The sequence below is a fragment of the Weizmannia agrestimuris genome (assembly GCF_943193165.1).
In the GTDB taxonomy this organism is placed as follows: Bacteria; Bacillota; Bacilli; order Bacillales; family Bacillaceae_C; genus Weizmannia; species Weizmannia faecalis.
In genome coordinates this window covers 1-22551 of sequence record NZ_CALPDC010000003.1, presented here as the reverse complement: position 1 = coordinate 22551, position 22551 = coordinate 1, and the positions used below count along the sequence as shown (strand labels likewise).

The following is a 22551-nucleotide window of genomic DNA, read 5'->3' as shown; positions in this document are numbered from 1 at the left end:
AAAATCCCCGCTATCTTAACGTAGGGCGTTCTATGTTAAGGAAGGGTGAAAAAAGCAGGATTTATCTTAACATAGAAAGGAAGCTCGACAAAAAGACATGCTTTCTTAATGTAGAGACGTCCTACGTTAAGGAAGGCTGTCCAAAAGTCCCGCTTCCTTAACGTAGAGGCGTTCTACGTTAAGGAAGCTCGAAAAAAATGCCCGCTTTCTTAATGTAGAGGCGTTCTATGTTGAGGAATGCCGGCAAAAAGTTCCGCTATCTTAACGTAGAACTCTCTATGTTAAGGAAGTCCGAAAAAAAGACATGCTATCTTAACGTAGAGGCGTTCTATGTTAAGGAAGGCCGTCAAAAATCCCCGCTATCTTAACGCCCCAATCTTTACCAAGGCAGGCAAAGGCCGGCTTGCGCACCGCACCATCCTATTGAAAATTTTTTGCCAAAAAGGATGGCTTTCATGTTACAATAAAATTACAAGGAAAAAAAGCAGGGGAGCCGGTTTGGCTGAGAGGATGCCGCTTTGCATCGACCCTTCACCTGATCTGGATAATGCCAGCGTAGGGAGTCTTATATTGAAGCATGTTTCGGCATGTTTTGGATGGACAGGCTTTCTTGCGCATGCAATGAAAGCTTTTTTATTTGAAAAAAAGGAGGAGAATTTGATGGAAAAATCGAATCAGGTAACGATTTCTTTTTCAGTTGTTCCGCATATTAAAAGTGATGACTTATACGGTGTCGTCGACCGCGCGATCGAAGTCGTCCAAAACGCCGGCGTACGTTATGAAGTCGGGGCAATGGAAACGACGATGGAAGGCGATCTTGACGAGCTGCTTGAAATCATCAAAAAAGCGCAGGATGCTTGCGTTCAAGCCGGTGCGATTGATGTCCTCACATCGATCAAAATCCATTACCGGCCAAGCACCGGGGTGACAATGGATGAAAAAATTGCAAAATATCGCGAACAAACGCCGCAGCCAGTTCGTTAACACGGCGCTCACGGCTGTCTGGCTCATTTTTTTGCTCTTCGTCTGGCAAGGGGTAACGGCCGGCTTTCATATCAGTGAATGGATGTTGCCAAAACCGACGGAAGTATGGCAGGAATTGAAAAGCCTGCAATGGATGGTTTGGCCCAATACTTGGCAAACTGCAAAAGAAGTATTGATCGGGCTTGCCTTTTCCATTATGATTGGCGCAGCAATTGCCGTTTTTATGGATATGGTTCCTGTTTTCCGGATGCTGGTCCGGCCGCTCCTGGTCGTTTCGCAAACGATTCCGATTGTGGCAATTGCGCCGCTTTTAATCGTCTGGTTCGGATTCGGGCTCCAGTCAAAAATCATTGTGGTCATTTTAATCTGCTTTTTCCCGCTGGCATTGAGCATCCTGGAAGGGTTTCAAACGGTGGATGATGACTTGGTGAAACTGTTAAAGACCATGCATGCTTCAAAATGGCAGTTATACCGGAAAGTCAAATTTCCGGCTGTGCTCCCTTACTTTTTTTCCGGTTTAAAAATTGCCGTTACATATAGTGTGATGGGCGCTATTATCGGTGAGTGGCTCGGTGCAAGCGAAGGGCTCGGCGTCATGCTGACAAGGGCGACGAAATCTTTTATGACTGCCCGCCTGTTTGCCATTTCTGCTGTCATCATTGGGCTCACATTTCTTTTATACGGCGCTGTTGAATGTTTGCAAAGGCTATCCGCACCATGGGTATACCGAAAGGAAGATCATCAATGAAGAAAATTTTAATCATCTTGCAGGCGGCCATGTTGCTGCTTGCTGCTGGATGCACCGGCAGCGGGCAGAAAGAAAACAGCCAAAAAGCGCTGCAAAAGGTGACGGTTGTGCTGGACTGGTTTCCGAACACCAATCATACCGGCCTGTATGTAGCTAAAACAAAGCACTATTTTCAAAAGCAGGGCCTGGATGTGAAAATCATCCAGCCGGGGGACAATATTACGGCTGAACAAATGGTGGCTTCCGGGAAAGCGGATTTCGGGGTCAGCTATCAGGAAAATGTCACCACGGCAAGGACGGAAGGAATCCCGATTGTGTCCATTGCCGCGATCATCCAACACAATACTTCCGGCTTTGCTTCTTTGAAAAAAGACAACATCACTTCTCCGAAAGACTTTGAAGGAAAAAGTTACGGCGGCTGGGGTTCGCCGTCTGAAGAAGCCGTCATCAAAACGGTCATGGAAAAATACGGCGCCGACTACAGCAAAGTAAAAAATATTGTGCTCGGCCAGACGGATTTTTTCAAATCAATTGGGCGTGAAGCGGATTTTGAATGGATTTATTACGGCTGGGACGGCATCCAGGCAGAGCGGAGCGGGAAAAAACTGAATCTTATCATGGTCAAAGATCTCGACCCTGCGCTTGATTATTACAGCCCGGTCATCATTACAAGCGAAAAACTGGCCAAAGGGGATAAAACCCTTGTCAAATCTTTTATGAAGGCTACGGCACAAGGCTATACATTTGCGATCAAGCACCCGGAACAGGCCGCCGATATCCTGATTAAGGACGTGCCGGATACAAATAAAGGGCTTGTCCGCGCCAGCCAGAAGTGGCTAAGCACGAAGTACCAGGACGATGCCGCGGAATGGGGGGTACAGAAGGAAGAAGTGTGGCGCCGTTATATGGACTTCCTTTATGACCATAAAGTCATTAAGAAAAAAATCAACATCAAGGCTGCCTACACAAATGAATTTCTTCCAAACCGGCCATGACGTATTTGCAATTGGAAGGTATTACGAAAACATTTGGCGGAAAAAAAGTGCTGGAAGGCATTTCCGCAACGATCCGGAAAGGTGAATTCTGTACTTTTATCGGGCCGAGCGGATGCGGAAAAAGCACGCTGTTAAATATCATTGCCGGGATTGAAAAGGCGGATGGTGGCAAAGTGCTGCTTGACGGCAAACCGGATGGGGTTCAGGATGCCGCCGGTTTCATGCCGCAGCAGGATTTGCTTCTGCCTTGGCGGACGGCACTGCAAAACATTGTTCTGCCGCTTGAAATAAAAGGGGTGCGGAAACGGGAACGGGTTTTGCGGGGGATGGAGGTGCTCCGGCAGTTTGGCCTTGAGGATTACGCCGGCCACTATCCCGGCTCGCTCTCGGGCGGCATGCGGCAGCGGATCAGCTTTTTGCGCACGTATTTATGCGAAAAACCGGTTATGCTGCTGGACGAACCGTTCGGGAAGCTCGATGCTTTTACTAAAATGGATGTCCACCGCTGGCTGCTCGAATCATGGGAGAAAGGAAACCAGACGATTCTTATGGTTACCCATGATCTTGATGAAGCCGTGCTGCTATCGGACCGTGTTTTTGTCATGTCGCAGCAGCCGTCCGCCATCATTCACGAATTGAAGGTGCATTTGCCGCGCCCGCGGAAATGGGAGATGCTCTCTTCGGATGCGTTGAAAAAAGACAAAGATGAACTGTTAAGAGAACTTGCCTCATTTTTGGGGAAATAAAAAAGGTTTGGAGATGCTCCAAACCTTTTTTTACAAGTTCAGCATATTGGATGCCGCATATTTTTCGACGGAAAGGCCGGTCCGGTCAATTTTGGCCGGTTCAACCAGTACATGCGGAAAATGGGCGTGGAGCATTTCTGCCATGGCCTCTGCTTGCCCGGACGGCACGAGTGAAATAACCGTCGGGCCGGCGCCGCTAATGACCGTCCCGTACGCGCCGAGTGATTTGGCCAGCCGGCGGATCTCCAAAAATTCGGGGATCAATTTTGTCCGGTACGGCTCGTGAAAACGGTCCTGTTCCATCATTTTTCCGGCCAGTTCGTACTGGCCGCTTATGAGCGCCGCAATAAAAAGATTGCTGGCCGCACTTCCTTTTACCGCCTCTTTCCGTGCATAAAAATCAGGAAGCACTTTGCGCGCATCTTCCGTTTTTAACTCATAATCGGGAATAAACAGGAGCAAATCCGCCATAATGTCAAAAAACGGCACGACTTCGACTCGTCCGTCCCCTTGCTCGACTGAAACAATGAGCCCGCCGAACAGGGATGCCGCGACATTATCCGGATGCCCCTCGATCCGGGTGGCAATGTCCAGCTTTTCTGCAAGCGAAAGCCCGAGTTTTCCGGCAAAGTTGGCTAGTTCAATCCCGGCCACAACGGCTGAAGCGCTGCTGCCAAGCCCGCGGGCAAGCGGAATTTCACTGTCAACGATGACTTTGCACGGAGCAAGCTGCACGCCGTATAAATCCGCAACCTGCCGCGCAATTTTTAAGATAAATGGATCACCGTGTTCCGGAAGCGGCGGCAAAAGGGGCGATACTTGTTCAAAAACCCATTCCTCGCTGCTGAGCACTTCAAGCGTTAAAAAACGGTTGAGCGCCATGCCGACTGAATCAAATCCGGGCCCGAGATTTGCCGTGCTTGCGGGGACGCGGATAACCAGCCTGTTCATACATGGATCACATTCGAAAGATAATCTGTCACGGCTTCCTCCGTTGCCGGCAGCACGGCAGGCCGGACTTCGACTTGGGACATGGCGGTTTGCGGGTCTTTTAGCCCGTTTCCGGTCAGGACAGCAACCACTTTGCTTCCTTTTTTGATCTGTCCCGTTTTGACCTGCTTGACGACACCGGCGATGGACGCACATGAACCCGGCTCGGCGAACGTCCCCTCATTGCGGGCGAGCAGCCGGAACGCATCAAGAATTTCAGGGTCTGACACCGAGTCAATCACGCCGCCTGATTCATCGCGGGCGTTGACAGCCAGTTTCCAGCTTGCCGGGTTGCCGATCCGAATCGCGGTTGCGACCGTTTCCGGGTTTTCGATCACCCGGTCCCGGACGATGGCAGCTGCGCCTTCCGCTTCAAAGCCGTGCATTTCCGGCAGGCCGGTTTCGAATTTCTCATTGAACTCTTTGAATCCTTTCCAGTACGCGCTGATGTTTCCGGCATTGCCGACTGGGATGGCAAGGACATCAGGTGCTGAACCCAGCTGCTCACAAATCTCGAAAGCCGCTGTTTTTTGGCCTTCCAGCCGGTAAGGGTTAACTGAGTTTACAAGTGTAACAGGCGAAGTTTCGCTTACTTTCCTGACGATTTTAAGCGCCTGGTCAAAATTGCCATCAATTTCCACGATTTCAGCGCCGTACATAACGGCTTGTGCCAGTTTGCCAAGCGCGATTTTTCCGCTCGGGATCACGATGATTGCCCGGATTCCGGCTTTTGCGGCATAGGCGGCCGCAGAAGCGGAAGTGTTGCCGGTGGAGGCGCAGATAACGGACCTGCTGCCGTTTTCGATCGCTTTCGCAACCGCCATCACCATGCCGCGGTCTTTAAAAGAGCCGGTCGGGTTCAAGGCTTCAAATTTTCCGTACAATTCCACGCCGAGCTTTTCCGAGAGGTGGGCAAACGGGATAAGCGGCGTATTGCCTTCAAATAATGTCAGTTCCGGTGTTTTGTCTGTGACGGGTAAAAATGATTTGTACTGTTTGAGTAATCCTGGCCATTGATTCATGTTTTTATGCCTCTCCTTCAACACGGTAGTAGCTGTTCACTTCTTTGACAACAGGCATTTCATTTAACTGCTCGAGCGCCTTTTGGAAACGGTCGAGCGACACTTTGTGGGTAACAATGATGATTTCCGCAAGCTCATCGCGTTTATCAGGCGTCTGCAAAATCCGTTTAAAGCTGATATTGAGGGCGCTGAAGGCGGCTGTAATTTTAGAAAATGCGCCGACCTGGTCTTTTAAATGCATACGGATATAAAATTGCCCGTAGCGCTGCTTAGGCGGCATGAGTTTCCGTTCAAAGCGCGGGCCCCTGAGGTTCCGGCCGTTCACGCCGAGCTGCATGTTTTTAATCGCGGCAATACAATCGCTCACGACCGCGGTCGCAGTCGGCATGCTTCCGGCGCCGGGCCCGTAAAACATCGCTTCGCCGATTGCTTCCCCGTTAATATAAACGGCATTGAATTCATTTTTCACGGAAGCAAGCGGGTGGTTTTGGGCGATAAACGCCGGCTGCACGCTCACTTCAATATGTTCATCTTGGCATTCCGCCATGCCGATCAGCTTCATCGTATACCCGAGCGTTTTCCCATAATGCAAATCTGCGGATGAAAGATGGGTAATGCCTTCCACTTCCACATCTTCAAGTTTCACATTTGTATAGAATGCGAGCCTTGCCAAAATCGCCATTTTCCTTGCCGCATCCAGGCCTTCCACATCTGATGTCGGGTCGGCTTCGGCAAAACCAAGTTCCTGTGCCTCTTTCAGCGCCTCGTCATAAGAAACGCCTTCATCCATCATTTTGGTCAAAATAAAATTGGTTGTCCCGTTGACGATCCCCATCACTTTTTGGATCCGGTCGGAAACAAGGCCGTCTGTAAGCCCCCTGATAATCGGGATGCCGCCGCCGACGCTTGCCTCATACAGCAAGTCACACTGGTTTTTCCAGGCCAGTTCCTGAAGCTCCGGGCCATAGAGAGCAATTAAATCTTTGTTCGCGGTCACGACATGTTTTTTATTTTCAATCGCCTTGACAATGTACCGGCGGGCTTCATCAATTCCGCCCATCACTTCAACGACGACATCGATTTCCGGGTCATTTAGTATCTCATCGGGATTTGTAGTGACAGAGGCGGGATCAATGTCTACACCGCGGTCCTTTTCGGTGTCGCGCACGAGAATTCGTTTCACCTTTACTTCACGCCCAAGCTGATGGACGAGTTCCTCCTGATGCTGCCGGATCAGTTTGACAACGCCGCAGCCAACGGTTCCGAGTCCAAGCAGTCCGATTGAAACGTCCGATTTCATTTGATCACACCTCTTTATGTATTTTTACAGAAAACAAATGTCTTTGTATAATAGACATTAAAGCATGATTACAGAGGAAGATCAAGTCTTTCTTTTTTAAAAAGTAAGAAAAAGAATCAGACGTGCAGTGCTGGTTGCGGGTGCCGCTCCAGGCAAACTTCGAGGATTTCAGCATTCATGGCGTCGTTTTTTTGGCTTATTTCAAATGCATGCGGGAGAAAGCGTTCAGCCGGCGAGACTGCGGTTTCCCCGCATATATCGATGCCGAATACTTGCTTTTGATCGAGAATGGCCGAAATACAGGACAGCAATTCCTGCTTGCCCATCCTCCCCTGATCCCAGTTTGTCTCGGCAAAAGCCGGGGAAAGGACGTCTTTGTCAATGCTGATATAGACGGTATCTGTTGGAATGGCGGATAAAATCCGTTTCCGGTTTTCAAGATTCCGGCCGTTAAAAGGAAAAATTTGGACGGTTTGTGGCGGGCGGCGATGTGTTTTGAAAGAAGTCGGGCCGATGATGACAACTCTTTTCAGCAGCGGGTTCGTTTTTAAGGCGTAGGATACCCACGACCCGCATGATAGCAGTGTCTGTTCAAAGCTGTCGTCCATGTCCGGATGGTTGTCGAACAGCACAAGGGTGAACGGTTTCGGCGCTTTTTTTAAAAGCAGGGAGGTCACATAATGGTAGTTGCCACTTCCAAGAAAGGTGATGCCTTTTTGTTTGCGGCGGTCCAGTGCCGTTTCAATTTGGAAAAGCGCCTGTTTTTCACAAAAAAGATTGGTATGGCGGATATGTTTCAGATTAATAGTTTCATGGGGAAAAGACTGGATCCTTTTTTGTTCATCATACGTTTCGTCAAAAGCCAATATCGTGACACCTTTATGCAATAAACCCATCTCTTTCATCTCCTTTAAGAATTCACAGAACGGGTTGAAGCAGGTTCCTTTGAATGGCGGAATATTGAAACGATTTATTATGATTTTATCACATTTTTTTGAAACACGCATCGTTTCCGGCTCAGGCGGGAAGGAGCGGGAAGATGATGATACAGGTAAATTTTTGAAACGGCCACCGGCAAACGCCGTGCTCCCGTGTTCCGTTTGACAGGAAATCTTCATCCGGCTTTTTTAATTGCCGGATTAGCTGGCATGAAAGGCGGAATCGCGCTTGGCCGTATTTATTTTTTTGCATCAAAATAAGCCTCCCTCATGCAGGAAGGCTCATGCTCTATTAAACGATTAAACGATGACTGGCGGTTTGCGCACGAGGCTCAAAATGCCCGCAATCAGGTAAAGCAGCGCCGGGAGCACCCCGAATCCGACGGTGAAAAAGAACACAAGCAATGCACCGATAATAAGCAAAATGCCTGACAGCTTCGGCCTTTTGTTATTCCTCAGTTGAACAGCGGCGACAATGCCGATCACCGTTCCGATGATAAGCACCACAGCAATTCCCCAGCCGAGCGCCTGGATCGTATGAAGGACTGTTTGAAAGTCGGCTTCCCGTATGGAGGCATCATTTTTCAGCTGGTCGATAATACTTTGGCTTTTCATGGCTATCGTAAAGAAGATAACGAGGATTGCGACAAGTCCGTTTAGCACCGCGCCAATGATGCTCAGTACAATTTCAGCAGTTCGTTTCATTTCTACCACCCCTTTCTTTCTTGTCTATAAAACCCATTCCCTTCCATAAATACGAAAAAAACAAAAAAAGGATTCGGAAATTAGAAATTTTATGTTGTCGCATTCAAGCAGTGTTACAATAAAACTATGAGAACGGGGGGGTTTGGCCATGCAAATTTATACAAGCAAAGAAATTAAGGAAGCCGATGCAAATGCAGCTTCTTTCGGCATGGATACGTTTACGCTGATGGAAAATGCCGGAAGCGGTCTGTACCGCGCCCTTGCGCCGCTCCTTTCCAAACGCGACACGATTGCGGTGCTTTCCGGCAAAGGGAATAACGGTGGGGACGGGATCGTACTTGCCCGCTATTTAAAACTGAACGGATACAACGCGGATTTGATCTTTCCTTTAGGCCCGCCGCAAACGAAAGAGGCTGCGCAGCATTTTTCCTATTTTCAATCGTGCGGCTTTGAAGCAGCCCCTTTTGACCGTGAGAAACATTATGACTGGATCGCAGACGGGCTGCTTGGCGTTGGTACAAGGCTGCCGCTCAGGGATGATCTTGCAGAAGTAACCGATTGGATCAATACCCGGAAGGCAAAAGTGGCCGCCATTGACGTACCGACGGGAGTGGCGGGGGATACGGGTGATGCCGATCCGCATACCGTACACGCAGATTATACGTTTTCTCTTCATGGTTTGAAACCGTCCAGCCTGTTATTCCCTTCTTCCGCTTATTTCGGCGAAACAAAGGCTGTCGGGATCGGTCTGCCGCATACTTCAAAATGGAAAATTTGGTCAGAAGAAGATGTCATCCGTTCGCTCCCCGAAAGAAGCGGCAATGTCCATAAAGGCACATTCGGGACCGGGCTTTTGGTTGCCGGGAGTGACGGTATGCCGGGGAGTGCGGCACTGGCTGCGATCGGCGCCATGCGGATGGGGATCGGGAAACTCTCCGTTTTTACGGAAAGCGGTGCCCGGAATGTGATCGCTACACTCGTTCCGGAAGCGACTTATTTAAAAAGGGATTTTTCAAAGCGGCTTAACGATTTGGGGCAGAAATTTGCCGGGGTGGCCATCGGTCCCGGGATTGAGCCGGATGAGCAGCTGGAGTCTTTCATTCACGGCGTTTTAAAAGAACCGCTTCCTGTTGTCCTCGATGCGGGTGCATTACATAAAAGGACATACCCGAAACGCACGGCGCCGGTCGTTTTAACGCCGCATCCAGGGGAATTTTCAAGGATGGCGGACATACCGACCGGGCAAATCGCTGCAGATAGGATCAGGCTTGCTTCCGCATATGCACAGGAACACGGGGTCATCGTTGTTTTAAAAGGGCAGTACACGGTGATGGCTTTTCCGGATGGCAGCGGCTATGTAAACACAACCGGCAACAGCAGCCTGGCAAAAGGCGGAAGCGGTGATACATTAACCGGCATGCTCTTGGCAAATATATGCACGTATGCTAATATCAAGGAAGCGGTTGCCAATGCCGTTTATATTCACGGGGCATGCGCAGACTTGTGGATCCGGGAAAACGGGTCCGCTACACTCACTGCCCATGAATTTTCCCGGCTGCTTCCCAAAGTGATGCACCAATTGGAAACGGCCGCAAAAGATGCAGGGAAAGCGCCGGGTTTAGGAAACGGTGACCGTTTTATAAAGAGGTGACAAATGATGCAAAAAATCAAGAAGGCGATTATCCCGGCAGCGGGGCTTGGAACACGTTTCCTGCCGGCGACGAAGGCAATGCCGAAAGAAATGCTGCCGATTGTCGATAAGCCGACAATCCAATATATTGTGGAAGAGGCCATTGATTCCGGCATTGAAGATATCATCATCGTAACCGGGAAAGGGAAACGGGCGATTGAAGACCATTTTGACCACGCATTTGAGCTTGAGGACAATTTGATCGCAAAGAAAAAATTTGATCTGCTTGAAAAAGTGCGCCAGCCTGCAGAAGTGGATATCCATTATATCCGGCAAAAGGAACCGAAAGGACTGGGCCACGCGATTTGGTGTGCGCGCAAATTTATCGGGAATGAGCCGTTCGCCGTGCTCCTTGGCGATGATATTATCCAAGCTGAACCGCCTTGCCTGAAACAAATGATCGATGTTTATGAACAGGTCCATTCCAGCGTGATTGCCGTCATGGAAGTCGCGCGTGAGGAAACAAACCGTTACGGGATTATTGACCCGCTCGATCAAAAGGGAAGAATTTATGATGTGAAAGGCTTTGTAGAAAAGCCGAAAGTGGAGGAAGCGCCGTCAAATGTCGCCATTATCGGGCGGTATATTTTAACACCGGAGATTTTTGATTTCCTTTCATTGCAGAAGACGGGATCAGGCGGTGAAATCCAGCTGACCGATGCCATTGAACAATTGAATGAAATCCAAAAAGTGTATGCCTATGCTTATGAAGGGAAACGCTACGACGTCGGCGAAAAATTCGGGTTTATCAAATCGACGATTGAAATGGCGCTTTCCCGGGAAGATCTGCGCGATGATTTGCTCCGGTATTTGGAAGATTTGCAATGGAGAATTCAAAACCATCAGATCTGAAACTTGCAGGTCTGCCGGTAAAAACGCCTGTTTCGCGAAATATGCGAACGCAGGCGTTTTTTATCGGGCTGTGCGATGGGGATCGGGATACAACCCGAAGTTCCAGCTAAAATATCGCAGCTTTTGTTGCCTGCTGTAAAAAATCGTCATCGTGCAAATTGGCGCTCGGGCTTGATGTAACTTAAGCTCAACTTATATAGAATGAAATGAAGTTTTTCGCGTCAAAATCAATGACGATCAGAAGAGAGGTTGTTTCTGGCAACCATGAAAAGGAATCCAGTTTCGTTCGGCTTATTTTGCAAGTTCCAGTGCTTTTATGCAAAACAAACCTGATTCATGGTGAAAATCACACGGCCGGATGAAAAAGATGTAAGATAGTAGCAAAAGTAAGGAAGGGATGGCACATTTTGAAAAAAGGTGACCAAAGATTTAAACAGGCGCATAAGGAAGCATGGATCGGCGTCGGGCTTGTGCTGTTCAATTTTCTCTGGTGGTATGGTTTTGCTTACGGCCTCGGTTCACGGCCGGCCAAACAGTATCATTATATATTTGGTATGCCATCATGGTTTTTTTACAGCTGTATTGCCGGGTATATTGTCGTGACGGCGCTTGTCATCTTCATTGTGAAGTTCTTTTTTAAGGATATCCCTTTCGATGATGAAGAGGGGGACAAGCCATGAACTGGCCGGTATTGGCACCACTGCTCATTTTTTTGCTCATTATTTTTGCCGTTGGTTTTTGGGCCAATCAATACGTGATCAAAACGCAATCTTTTGTACAGGAATATTTTCTCGGAAAACGGCAGCTCGGCGGTTTTATCCTCGCGATGACGATGGTGGCGACATACGGGAGCGCCAGCAGCTTTATCGGCGGGCCGGGTGTGGCGTACACACAGGGGCTTGGCTGGGTGCTTCTTTCTATGGCACAGCTTTCAACCGGCTATTTTGTCCTGATGGTGCTCGGGAAAAAATTTGCGATTATGGCACGCAAATATGAGGCGGTGACGCTGATTGACTTTTTAAAAAGCCGTTATCAAAGTGATGCCGTCGTCATTTTGGCGGCAGCAAGCATTATTATTTTTCTGTTTTCATCGATGACGGCACAGTGGATCGGCGGTGCGCGCCTTGTTGAATCGCTGACCGGATTGTCGTATACGGCGTCGCTCCTAATTTTTGCCGCTTCTGTTACGCTGTTTGTCGTAGTCGGGGGATTTCGCGCAGTGGCGGTGACAGATGCAGTCCAGGGCACGGTCATGTTTCTCGGCACGCTTATTTTACTGGTGGCAACCATTAAAGCGGGCGGCGGGATGGAACCGATTATGCACAAACTTGCTGCAGAGGACCCGGATCTGATTACGCCGTTCGGACACGGGCACAGCCTGAGCCCTGCCTATGTGTCGTCGTTTTGGATTTTGGTCGGGATTGGTGTCGTCGGCCTGCCGCAAATTACGGTCCGTGCGATGTCCTACAAAGATTCCCGGGCGATGCACAGGGCGATCATCATCGGTACCATTGTCATTGGGTTTATTATGTTCGGCATGCATTTTATTGGCGTGATGGCACGTGCTGTCATACCGGGTGTGAAAGTGCCCGATACGGTAATGCCGCTGTTAACGATGAAAGTGCTGCCGCCTGTGCCGGCCGGTATCGTGCTTGCTGCTCCGATGGCCGCAATTATGTCTACCGTTGATGCGCTCCTCATTCTCGTCGGTTCCGCGCTTGTCAAAGACCTTTATTTGAATTATGTGAAACCGAACGCATCCGAAAAACAGATGAAAGCGGCAAGTTTCAGCGTGACCGCAGCGATTGCCGTCATTGTCGTGCTGTTGTCGCTCAGCCCGCCGAAATTGATCATATGGCTCAACTTGTTTTCCTTTGGCGGCCTGGAATCCGTTTTTATATGGCCGGTGATTTTCGGCTTGTACTGGAATAAAGGAAACAAGTACGGCGCGGTTTGTTCTATGATACTCGGCATGGGCTCGTACATTCTGCTGGACCGCTTGCATCCAAACCCGTTCGGATTGCATACAGTGGTGCTGCCGGTCCTTATTTCCTGCGCCGGGTTTATCGCGGCGAGCCTTCTCTTCGGGCGCAAGAGAGCTGCCATTCGGGCTGAACGCGATGGGGCATAAAGTAAAAGTACCGGTTCAATCGACACGCGTCATTATGACTTATCGGGGCCGAGTAAACAGGCGCCTCAAATTGAAATTTTTAGCTAAAAATGTGCGATGTCCGGAAAAAGCTGCAAAATAAGAATCAATCGGGCCGGGACGAATCATCTGCCCGGCCCGGATCTAAAAAAATTTTTCGTTGCATCTTTCCCGGATTTGTGATAATATAATGATTGTCATCTGCGGGACATTAGCTCAGTTGGAAGAGCAGCTGACTCTTAATCAGCGGGTCGTGGGTTCGAGCCCCTCATGTCCCATCACGAAGCAATATGATGCACAAATGTGCCATTATATTGCTTTTTTATTTTTATGTAAGTTTTTTGTGCGGATAATCCGGCTAAAAAATAACAAGCGGACATATTCAGGCATACTATATTGTGGTATAATAAAATGGTTGCAGGTTTCGCAGCTATTTATGAATCGAAGAAAAAAAGGAGATGATAACTGATGGATTCTGACGCGCATCCGAGGTCGTGCATGAAACATAAGCAAGAGGAAGTCTTCATACTGGCCTCGACCAATCCTACACGTTATCAGTCTCTGGAAGAGTAAAGTATGCTTGAGCTTCCTCAAAAGAGAAGAGGAGGTGCCTGCATGTTAAATATGTATTTAACGGACGAAAACGGCAAACTGAAGGAAACAGAAATTTTGTCAAAAGGATGCTGGGTGAACCTGGTGAACCCGACAGAAGAAGAAATCAACCAGGTTGTCCAACAAACGAATATACCGATCGATTTTATTAAAGACCCGCTGGATGTCGATGAACGCTCCCGTATTGAAAAAGAAGACGATGATATTTTAATCATTGTCGGCCTTCCGGTTAAGGTAAAGGACGATGTGGACTCCGCGCTGTATGATACGATTCCGCTCGGGATTATCGTCACGCCTTTTTATTTCATCACGGTCTGCCTAGAGGACAATCCGATTATCGGAAAATTTATCCACAGACGGGTGCGCGGGTTTTACACCTACATGAAAACCAGATTTACCCTTCAAATTCTGTATGAAGTTGCAAGCTATTATTTGAACTATTTAAAATATATCGACCGCAGATCAAGCTTGATCGAACGCGAATTGCACGAATCGATGCGAAACGAGGAACTGTTCGAACTGTTGAGCCTTGAAAAAACGCTCGTGTATTTCACTACCTCATTAAAAGCCAATAAAATCGTCTTGGAAAAAATGACACGGCAGCATTTTCTAAAAGTATATGAAGATGACATGGACTTACTGGATGACGTCATGATTGAAGTCAAACAGGCAATCGAAATGTGTGAAGTGCACAGCAATATTTTAAGCGGCATGATGGATGCCTATGCTTCTGTCATTTCCAATAACGTGAACGGCGTGATGAAATTTTTGACGACGGTCACGATTATCCTTTCCCTGCCAACGATGGTATCCAGCTTTTTCGGAATGAATCTTCACGGCCTGCCATGGCAATCAAGCCCCCATGGGTTTTGGCTGGCGTTTTTGGCCTCTCTGGTTCTTTCCAGTGTTACAGCCCTTATTTTTTGGAAAAAAAGATATTTCTAACACACCTGGGAGATGGATTTGCATAAAATTCATCTCCTTTTCCGTTTCTACCTTGTGAATGTGCAGGTTTCACAAGCGAGAAGCGGTTTTTTTTACGGCAATTTCTATACGGAATTTTGCATAAATATTCAAATATAAAATGTAAGCACTTACAATGTAAAAAGGCGGAAAAAACTTATTTTAATTAAATCATAGCTGGAAAGCAATATTTTAAAGAAAAAAGTTTATAAATGATTTATTCATTTGTCACCAATCTGACACAGCCATAGCATGTGAAATCGCCTATAATAAAGCCATAAAGAAAAGAAACAAATGTAAAACGGCAGAAAATCATGTGAAATACTTCACAAATTATATTTTTTAGTCTATCATGTGAAATTATTCACAAAAACATTTAGAATGGGGGCCACGAACATGGCAATCGATGAAAAAGTTGTTGGCAAATCTGCGCAAATCACGGAAATGGTCGATTCCCTCGTCGCAAAAGGGCAAAAAGCACTGCATGAATTTATGGAACTGGATCAGGCGCAAGTGGACAATATCGTAAAACAAATGGCACTTGCCGGGTTGGAACAGCATATGGTGCTCGCCAAAATGGCCGTGGAAGAAACAGGGCGCGGCGTATATGAAGACAAAATGACAAAAAACTTGTTTGCAACAGAATACATCTATCACAACATTAAATATAACAAAACAGTCGGCATCATTGACGAAAACAATAATGAAGGGATTGTTAAATTTGCGGAACCGGTCGGCGTTATTGCCGGGGTCACTCCTGTAACAAATCCGACATCAACCACGATGTTTAAAGCATTAATTGCCATTAAAACACGCAACCCAATTATTTTCGCGTTCCATCCGTCCGCACAAAAATGCAGCAGCCATGCCGCAAAAGTGATGCTTGACGCTGCTGTGAAAGCCGGCGCCCCGGAAAACTGCATCCAATGGATCGAAAAACCGGCCATTGAAGCGACACAGCAATTGATGAACCATTCGGGTATTTCACTGATTCTTGCAACGGGCGGTTCCGGCATGGTAAAGTCCGCATATTCGAGCGGGAAACCTGCGCTTGGCGTCGGGCCGGGAAACGTCCCTTGCTATATTGAAAAATCTGCTGATATCAAACGCGCCGTCAATGATTTGATTTTGTCCAAAACGTTTGACAACGGCATGATCTGTGCGTCGGAACAGGCTGTCATCATCGACAAAGAAATTTATGACAATGTGAAAAACGAATTGATTGCAAATCAATGCTACTTCCTGAATGAAGCGGAGAAGAAAAAGGTTGAGAAAACCGTCATCAATGAAAAGACGCAATCCGTCAACAGCGCCATTGTCGGCAAACCGGCCTATGAAATTGCGAAAATGGCAGGCGTAAATGTTCCGGAAGATACCAAAATTTTAATCGCCGAACTTACAGGTGTCGGCCCGGACTACCCGCTTTCCAGAGAAAAATTAAGCCCGGTTTTGGCCTGTTACAAAGCCAACAGCACAAAACAAGGTTTCGAATTTGCAGAAGCCATGCTCGAATTCGGCGGACTTGGTCACTCGGCTGTGATCCATTCGACAAACGATGAAGTCATTGAACAATACGGCTTAAAAATGAAAGCCGGCCGGATCATTGTCAACTCCCCGTCTTCGCAAGGGGCAATCGGCGACATTTACAATGCCTACATGCCTTCTTTGACACTCGGCTGCGGCACGTTTGGCGGCAACTCGGTGTCCACAAACGTCGGTGTCATCAATCTTTACAATGTAAAAACAATGGCGAAACGGAGAGTCAATATGCAATGGTTTAAAATTCCACCGCGCGTGTATTTTGAAAAGAACTCGGTCCAATACCTGGAAAAAATGCCGGATATCTCAAGTGCCTTTATTGTCACCGATCCGGATATGGTCAGGCTTGGATTCGTTGAGAAAGTACTGTATTACTTGCGGAAACGCCCGGACTATGTGCACTGTGAAATTTTCTCAGAAGTCGAACCGGATCCGTCTATTGAAACGGTTCGGAAAGGTGCCGCAGCTATGGCAAGCTTCCAGCCGGATGTCATTATCGCGCTTGGCGGCGGGTCGGCGATGGATGCTGCAAAAGGCATGTGGCTGTTCTATGAGCATCCGGAAGTTGATTTCAACGAATTGAAGCAAAAATTTATGGACATCCGGAAACGGGTTGCCAAATTCCCGAAACTGGGTGAAAAAGCGCAGCTGGTCTGCATTCCGACCACATCGGGCACCGGTTCTGAAGTGACTTCTTTCGCCGTCATTTCGGATAAAAAGAACAACACAAAATATCCGCTCGCAGACTATGAACTGACACCGGATGTTGCGATCATTGACCCGCAGTTTGTTATGACCGTTCCGAAATCCGTAACAGCCGATACCGGGATGGACGTTTTGACCCATGCGATTGAAGCCTATGTATCCAACATGGCCAACGACTATACGGACGGCCTGGCAATTAAGGCCATCCAGCTTGTTCACGAATACTTGCCGAAAGCATACGCAAATGGCAATGATGCACTGGCACGCGAAAAAATGCACAATGCATCGACTTTGGCAGGGATGGCGTTCTCGAATGCATTCCTTGGCATCAACCATTCACTTGCCCATAAAATCGGCGCTGAATTCCATATTCCGCACGGCCGGGCTAACGCGATTCTGTTGCCGCATGTCATCCGCTATAACGCGCAAAAGCCGAAAAAATTTGCGGCATTCCCGAAATACGAACATTTTATTGCGGATCAACGCTACGCGGAAATCGCGCGCGTACTTGGTCTTCCGGCAAGCACGACAGAAGAAGGTGTCGAAAGCCTTTGCCAGGAAATCATCCGGATGTGCAAACTGTTCAATATTCCGCTTAGCCTAAAAGCAGCCGGCGTGAACCGGGCGGACTTTGAAAAACGGGTTGCCATTATTGCAGACCGCGCATTTGAAGACCAATGCACACCTGCAAACCCTAAATTGCCGCTTGTCAGCGAATTGGAAGACATTTTACGCAAAGCTTTTGAAGGCGTTGAAGCAAAATAATGGCTTTCATTTTGGAAGAGGCGCACTTTACGTGAAGGGAACCGAAGAGGTTTTGGCGAAAACGCTCATGTAGCCCGTGTCTATGAAAAAGAAGCAATTTAAAAATTGTTGATCCGTTAACATAGAGCCCGTCTAAGTGAAGGAAATAGCCAGAATTTTGGCGATCACTTCACTTAGACGGGTTTTTAAGGTAAGGAACGAGGATCTACGTTAAGATAGGGATGATTTCTGGCGGTCTTCCTTAACGTAGAATGGCTCTACGTTAAGAAAGGGACGATTTTTTTCGATCTTCCTTAATATAGAGCGGGTCTACGTTAAGAAAGCATGACTTTTTTTCGGTCTTCCTTAACGTAGAATGGGTCTACGTTAAGAAAGGGGCGATTTTTTTCGATCTTCCTTAATATAGAGCGGGTCTACGTTAAGAAAGCATGACTTTTTTTCTGTCTTCCTTAACGTAGAGCGGGTCTATGTTAAGATAGGGACGATTTTTAACGGTCTTCCTTAACATAGAACGCCTCTAAGTTAAGAAAGCGTGACTTTTTGGAGGTCTTCCTTAACGTAGAATGGCTCTACGTTAAGAAAGGGGCGATTTTTTTCGATCTTCCTTAATATAGAGCGGGTCTACGTTAAGATAGGGACGATTTTAGGCGATCTTCCTTAACGTAGAATGGCTCTAAGTTAAGAAAGGGGCGATTTTTTTCGATCTTCCTTAATATAGAGCGGGTCTACGTTAAGAAAGCATGACTTTTTTTCGGTCTTCCTTAACATAGAACACCTCTACGTTAAGATAGGGACGATTTTAGGCGGTCTTCCTTAACATAGAACGCCTCTACGTTAAGATAGGGGCGATATTAAGCGATCTTCCTTAACATAGAACGGGTCTACGTTAGATAACTTTTCTTTTCCATACGGGATAGTGTATGATAAAAGAACTGGAAAAGGAAGGTTAGGGAAAAAACAATGGAACCTACATTCATTCATCATTTACAGCCTTTTTTACAACAGGCATGGAAAAATTCAACGTTTGAACATCCTGCTTCTGTACAGGAAAAAGTGATTCCTGCTGTGCTGGACGGCCGGGATGTGATTGCTGCAGCACCGACAGGATCGGGAAAAACACTCGCCTACCTGCTGCCTGTGCTCGACCGGATGGACCCCGGAAAACAAACGGTTCAAGCTGTCATTCTGGCGCCTTCTAAAGAACTGGTCATGCAAATCCAAGAGGAAGCCGGAAAATGGTCACAGGGAAGCGGAATCCGGAGCATCCCGCTGATCGGCGGCGCGAATGTGAAACGGCAAATTGAAAAACTGAAAAAACACCCGCACCTTGTTATCGGGACGCCTGGACGCATCCTTGAATTGATCCACCAGAAAAAACTGAAAATGCATGAAGTGAAAATGATGGTGCTCGATGAAGGGGACCAGCTGCTCGGAAAGGAATACAGCCGCACGGTCGGACAAATTGTAAAATCCGCCATGCGTGACTGCCAGCTCCTTTTGTTTTCAGCCACTTTGCCTGATGCTGCAGCCCATAAGGCTATGGAACAGATGAAAGAACCCCTGTTGATTCGCATTGCAAAAGAGGAGGCGCGGAGCCCGGTTGAACATATTTATATCGTAAGCAGCGATCCGCGCGACAAAATCGAGCAGTTGCGAAAGATAGCCCGAATGGGGGTCCGGGGACTCGTGTTTTTTAATAATAAATGGGATGTTTCGGTTGCAGTGGAAAAACTCCGGTTCAAAGGGCTGGCCATCGCCGAATTGCATGGCGATATGCGCAAGGAAGAAAGAGAAAAAAGTATCCGGTTGTTCCAAAACGGCGATGTCCCGCTCCTTTTGGCAACGGATGTCGCTGCCCGCGGCCTGGACATTCCGGCGATTACGCATGTGATTCAATTTGATTTGCCGGAAGATGGTTCCGCATATGTCCACCGTTCGGGACGGACAGGCCGGCTCGGTTCAAACCCCGGCACAGTTGTCTCTCTTGTCACGCCGAAAGAAGAAACGGTGTTGAAAAAATATGCAAAAGCGCAGCATGTGGAATTGAGGCGAAAAGACATAAAGCGCGGTGAGCTGGTAGATCCCGAATAGGCAAATCAGTTTTTTTGAATGCGAAAAATTTGTCCGGAGGATGGCTTCATTCCCTGGGCGGATTCCAAAAGCGGGAAGATTATTCTGCTTTAAAAAGATGAAATACAAAGTTTCGTTGTCTTTCATGCCGCAGAAGGCCTGCCGGAAATCGATTCTCCGGCAGGCCTTCTGTTTTGGACTTCCTTTTAATTGGGCATAGGCAATCGTCCAGCTGTGTATTGAGACTTCCTTTTGAATAGGTACCGGCCATCGCCTGGTCGTGTTTTGAGACTTTTATTTGAATGAGTATCAGCAATCGCCCGGTCGTATTTTGAAACTTCCCTTTGAATGGGCATTGGCCATCGCCCGATTGTATTTCGAAACTTCCCTCTGAATGGACATCAGCGGAAGCCGTTTGGGTCGGCAATCGCCCGATTATATTTTGAAACTTCCTTATGAATTAACATCGTCCGGGAGTCTGGCCGGTGACAAGCCGGCTTTTTTAAATACTTTGCCGAGTTCATCGTTGGCTTGTTCCAGTTTTTTGTTCGCAGCATCCAGCGAAGGGTTCGTTTTTTTCAACTCATCCGCTTTCATTTGGTAGGACTGTTGCAAATCTTTTACAGCCGTTTTGATCTCCGATTGATAGCTACTTATTTTGGATGGGATTTTCGTATTTTTAATTTCTTTCACTACATTTTCTGCGGATGACTGCGCTTCCTTCTGCATGGTGGCAAGCTCAGTTTTCGGCGGTTTTTCGTCCGTCTTAGCGATCGCCTGTTCATACGTATTTAAATCCCTGTCCTGGGCATTGATATGATTGGTGAGATTCATATAAAAATTCATCAAAGCTGTTTTTGTGCTGCTTTTTGCCGGTTTCTTTGCCCCGGACTGCCCTGAATTTCCGGAACATGCGCCAAGTGCAAGCACAAGGGCAAGGCTAAAAGTTGCAAACCAAATTTTTTTCATGCTGTAACCCCTTCCTAAATCTGTAAATTTTTAATAGACTTGCAGCACGATCATAGCATTTTTTGTTTCTTATGGTAAATAGGGAGAAAAAAATAAGATTTATTGAAAAAATTTTAATTCATATTTTTGTATCCCGGTTTAGATTCCCGGGGAAGGGGTAGAGGTAGAAAAAGTGCAAAAAAAAACATCGGGAGCTTTCCGAAGTTTTTTGATCTCAAAGCCTTTTTGCCCCGACGTACCGCGGTTTCCAGTAAGGATTGCTTAGGCTGTCGATCTTTACGCCCTGCGATACGGAGTGGATGACTTGGTTATGGCCGATATAAATGGCGACATGTGAAACGCCTTTTGAATAAGTATGGAAGAAAACCAGATCGCCCGGTTTTAAATTTGACTTGCTGACTTTTTTTCCTTTTTTGTAAATGCTTGCTGCTGTTCTCGGCAAGCTTTTTCCGTTCTTTTTAAATGTATAACCTACAAAGCCGGAACAATCAAAACCTGATGGGCTTGTGCCGCCCCACCTGTACGGCGTCCCTATATATTTCTTTGCCGTACTGATGACTTTTGACGGGGAATAGGATGCAGCAGCCGCTTGTTTAGCAGGCAGTAAAAAACCGGTCCCCAGCATGAATGCAAGCAGTATTGGAGCTACTTTCTTCAAATTTCCCACCTCTGTCTATGAATCTTGTAATCCCACTATACCAATATTTGTCGATTCTTTGGTTACGCTCACATTAAATAATATTACAAAAACATTACGTATACGACAAAAGTGTGAAAAGTTTGACGGCGTCCGGCATGCGGGGCACGGCATCCTTTTTTGTTCGGGTGAACCATGGATTTTGATATCTAACGTTATTTCTATATAATGGAGTCATGACTTTAAAGCAGAAGGGAACGTTCAACATGATCGTCAAGTCAGAAGCGGATTTGGAAGGACTGAAAAAAATCGGGAGGCTTGTTGCCAGCATTCGCGATGAGCTGAAGGAAAAAGCCAGGCCCGGCATCACAACAAAAGAGCTGGATGAATGGGCAGGCAAGAGGTTTGCAGAAAACGGGGCGGTCTCCGGGCCAAAGGGAGAGTATGACTTCCCGGGTTACACCTGTATCAGTGTAAATGAAGAAGTGGCGCACGGCATTCCGGGAGACCGCGTGTTAAAAGAAGGGGATCTTGTGAATGTGGATGTATCCGGATCGCTGGATGGATATTATGCGGATACAGGCATCTCTTTTGTTGTCGGAAAAGGAGATCCCGAATTATTTGCGCTGTGCGAATGTGCGCAGCTGGCGTTTGACAGCGGCCTGAAAAAAATCCGGGCCGGCAATCGGCAGAATCAAATCGGCCGGGCGGTTGAAAAAGCAGTGTACGACAATGGTTTTGAAGTACTCTTGAATTTGACGGGCCACGGTGTCGGGAAGGCCCTGCATGAGGATCCCGAGTATATTTTAAATTACTATGACCCAGACGATACAGGTTTGTTACAGGACGGCATGGTCATTGCGTTTGAACCGTTTGTCTCGACCGGCGCTGATGAAGTGGTAGAATCGGGCGACGGCTGGACGTATGTAACGCCGGACGGAAGCTTTGTAGCGCAAGTGGAACATACCGTCATTGTAACAAAAGGAACCCCCATCGTTCTAACGCGATAAGCGGTGCGCCGGAGCATTGTCCTCCCTAGAGAATCACCGTTTCGGGCGGCTACAGTGGAATAAATAGCCCGCCTCGTTTTAATCATCAAGCGGGGGTCTGAAGTATGCATTTGGAAAGATCCCGTCGTTTTAACGCAGTAAACGGGGAAATGCCCTGCTCCG

The 22551-nt window shown here is 47.5% G+C and carries 19 protein-coding genes, 1 tRNA gene and 1 riboswitch; of the genes, 13 read left to right on the top strand and 7 right to left on the bottom strand.

Annotation, left to right across the window (positions count from 1 at the left end; translation table 11 throughout):
* The first annotated feature begins 476 nt into the window (after nucleotides 1-476).
* Nucleotides 477-579: riboswitch (TPP riboswitch) on the top strand.
* Between the two features lie 81 nt (nucleotides 580-660).
* The 4 genes from NFR98_RS02685 to NFR98_RS02670 are packed head-to-tail and all read left to right on the top strand — an operon-like array spanning nucleotide 661 to nucleotide 3473.
* Complete coding sequence (locus NFR98_RS02685; RefSeq protein ID WP_251459626.1) at nucleotides 661-984, top strand: MTH1187 family thiamine-binding protein; 324 nt, start codon at nucleotides 661-663, stop codon at nucleotides 982-984.
* The gene (locus NFR98_RS02680) at nucleotides 935-1732 is read left to right on the top strand and encodes an ABC transporter permease (RefSeq protein ID WP_251459624.1); all 798 of its coding nucleotides are present in this window, start codon (nucleotides 935-937) and stop codon (nucleotides 1730-1732) included. Before NFR98_RS02685 ends, NFR98_RS02680 begins: the two co-directional genes overlap by 50 nt.
* Nucleotides 1729-2727 carry an ABC transporter substrate-binding protein gene (locus NFR98_RS02675; RefSeq protein WP_251459622.1) on the top strand — a complete coding sequence of 333 codons (999 nt, stop codon included), beginning with the start codon at nucleotides 1729-1731 and terminating at the stop codon, nucleotides 2725-2727. The genes NFR98_RS02680 and NFR98_RS02675 overlap by 4 nt, the downstream gene beginning before the upstream one ends.
* Nucleotides 2724-3473 carry an ABC transporter ATP-binding protein gene (locus NFR98_RS02670; RefSeq protein ID WP_251459620.1) on the top strand — a complete coding sequence of 250 codons (750 nt, stop codon included), beginning with the start codon at nucleotides 2724-2726 and terminating at the stop codon, nucleotides 3471-3473. Before NFR98_RS02675 ends, NFR98_RS02670 begins: the two co-directional genes overlap by 4 nt.
* 30 nt (nucleotides 3474-3503) lie before the next feature.
* Here NFR98_RS02670 and thrB read toward each other — a convergent pair whose 3' ends face one another.
* From thrB to NFR98_RS02645, 5 genes are all read right to left on the bottom strand, one after another.
* The gene (gene thrB, locus NFR98_RS02665; RefSeq protein ID WP_251459618.1) at nucleotides 3504-4424 is read right to left on the bottom strand and encodes a homoserine kinase; all 921 of its coding nucleotides are present in this window, start codon (nucleotides 4422-4424) and stop codon (nucleotides 3504-3506) included.
* The gene (gene thrC, locus NFR98_RS02660) at nucleotides 4421-5485 is read right to left on the bottom strand and encodes a threonine synthase (protein WP_251459616.1); all 1065 of its coding nucleotides are present in this window, start codon (nucleotides 5483-5485) and stop codon (nucleotides 4421-4423) included. Before thrC ends, thrB begins: the two co-directional genes overlap by 4 nt.
* Before the next feature lie 4 nt (nucleotides 5486-5489).
* Nucleotides 5490-6785, bottom strand: a complete 1296-nt coding sequence (locus NFR98_RS02655; RefSeq protein WP_251459614.1) for a homoserine dehydrogenase — start codon at nucleotides 6783-6785, stop codon at nucleotides 5490-5492.
* A 116-nt stretch (nucleotides 6786-6901) separates the two neighbouring features.
* Nucleotides 6902-7681: an arginase family protein gene (locus NFR98_RS02650; protein WP_035182353.1), complete on the bottom strand. Its 780-nt coding sequence runs from the start codon at nucleotides 7679-7681 to the stop codon at nucleotides 6902-6904.
* 342 nt (nucleotides 7682-8023) lie between these two features.
* Nucleotides 8024-8428: a DUF4064 domain-containing protein gene (locus NFR98_RS02645; protein ID WP_251459612.1), complete on the bottom strand. Its 405-nt coding sequence runs from the start codon at nucleotides 8426-8428 to the stop codon at nucleotides 8024-8026.
* A 148-nt stretch (nucleotides 8429-8576) separates the two neighbouring features.
* Between NFR98_RS02645 and NFR98_RS02640 the strand changes: the two genes are divergently transcribed.
* From NFR98_RS02640 to NFR98_RS02605, 8 genes are all read left to right on the top strand, one after another.
* Nucleotides 8577-10079, top strand: a complete 1503-nt coding sequence (locus NFR98_RS02640; RefSeq protein WP_251459610.1) for an NAD(P)H-hydrate dehydratase — start codon at nucleotides 8577-8579, stop codon at nucleotides 10077-10079.
* Between the two features lie 3 nt (nucleotides 10080-10082).
* Complete coding sequence (gene galU, locus NFR98_RS02635; protein ID WP_013858519.1) at nucleotides 10083-10970, top strand: UTP--glucose-1-phosphate uridylyltransferase GalU; 888 nt, start codon at nucleotides 10083-10085, stop codon at nucleotides 10968-10970.
* A 407-nt stretch (nucleotides 10971-11377) separates the two neighbouring features.
* The gene (locus NFR98_RS02630) at nucleotides 11378-11650 is read left to right on the top strand and encodes a YhdT family protein (RefSeq protein WP_251459608.1); all 273 of its coding nucleotides are present in this window, start codon (nucleotides 11378-11380) and stop codon (nucleotides 11648-11650) included.
* A complete protein-coding gene (gene panF, locus NFR98_RS02625) occupies nucleotides 11647-13101 on the top strand; it encodes a sodium/pantothenate symporter (RefSeq protein WP_014095990.1) in 1455 nt (484 codons plus the stop codon). Before NFR98_RS02630 ends, panF begins: the two co-directional genes overlap by 4 nt.
* Nucleotides 13102-13324: 223 nt before the next feature.
* A tRNA-Lys gene (locus NFR98_RS02620) sits at nucleotides 13325-13397 on the top strand.
* A 337-nt stretch (nucleotides 13398-13734) separates the two neighbouring features.
* Entirely contained in the window at nucleotides 13735-14676 is a 942-nt protein-coding gene (locus tag NFR98_RS02615) for a magnesium transporter CorA family protein (protein WP_014095988.1), read from the top strand.
* 414 nt (nucleotides 14677-15090) lie between these two features.
* Nucleotides 15091-17703, top strand: a complete 2613-nt coding sequence (adhE, locus tag NFR98_RS02610) for a bifunctional acetaldehyde-CoA/alcohol dehydrogenase (protein WP_017551965.1) — start codon at nucleotides 15091-15093, stop codon at nucleotides 17701-17703.
* A gap of 960 nt (nucleotides 17704-18663) precedes the next feature.
* Nucleotides 18664-19794 carry a DEAD/DEAH box helicase gene (locus NFR98_RS02605; protein WP_014095986.1) on the top strand — a complete coding sequence of 377 codons (1131 nt, stop codon included), beginning with the start codon at nucleotides 18664-18666 and terminating at the stop codon, nucleotides 19792-19794.
* 432 nt (nucleotides 19795-20226) lie between these two features.
* On the opposite strand, the gene NFR98_RS02600 is transcribed toward NFR98_RS02605, so the two are convergent.
* Nucleotides 20227-20742, bottom strand: coding sequence for a hypothetical protein (locus tag NFR98_RS02600; RefSeq protein ID WP_061087156.1), 516 nt, complete (start codon nucleotides 20740-20742; stop codon nucleotides 20227-20229).
* A gap of 214 nt (nucleotides 20743-20956) precedes the next feature.
* Complete coding sequence (locus NFR98_RS02595; RefSeq protein ID WP_014095984.1) at nucleotides 20957-21400, bottom strand: C40 family peptidase; 444 nt, start codon at nucleotides 21398-21400, stop codon at nucleotides 20957-20959.
* A gap of 245 nt (nucleotides 21401-21645) precedes the next feature.
* On the opposite strand from NFR98_RS02595, the gene map reads away from it, so the two are divergent.
* Nucleotides 21646-22389 carry a type I methionyl aminopeptidase gene (gene map / locus NFR98_RS02590; RefSeq protein WP_014095983.1) on the top strand — a complete coding sequence of 248 codons (744 nt, stop codon included), beginning with the start codon at nucleotides 21646-21648 and terminating at the stop codon, nucleotides 22387-22389.
* Nucleotides 22390-22551: the final 162 nt, after the last annotated feature.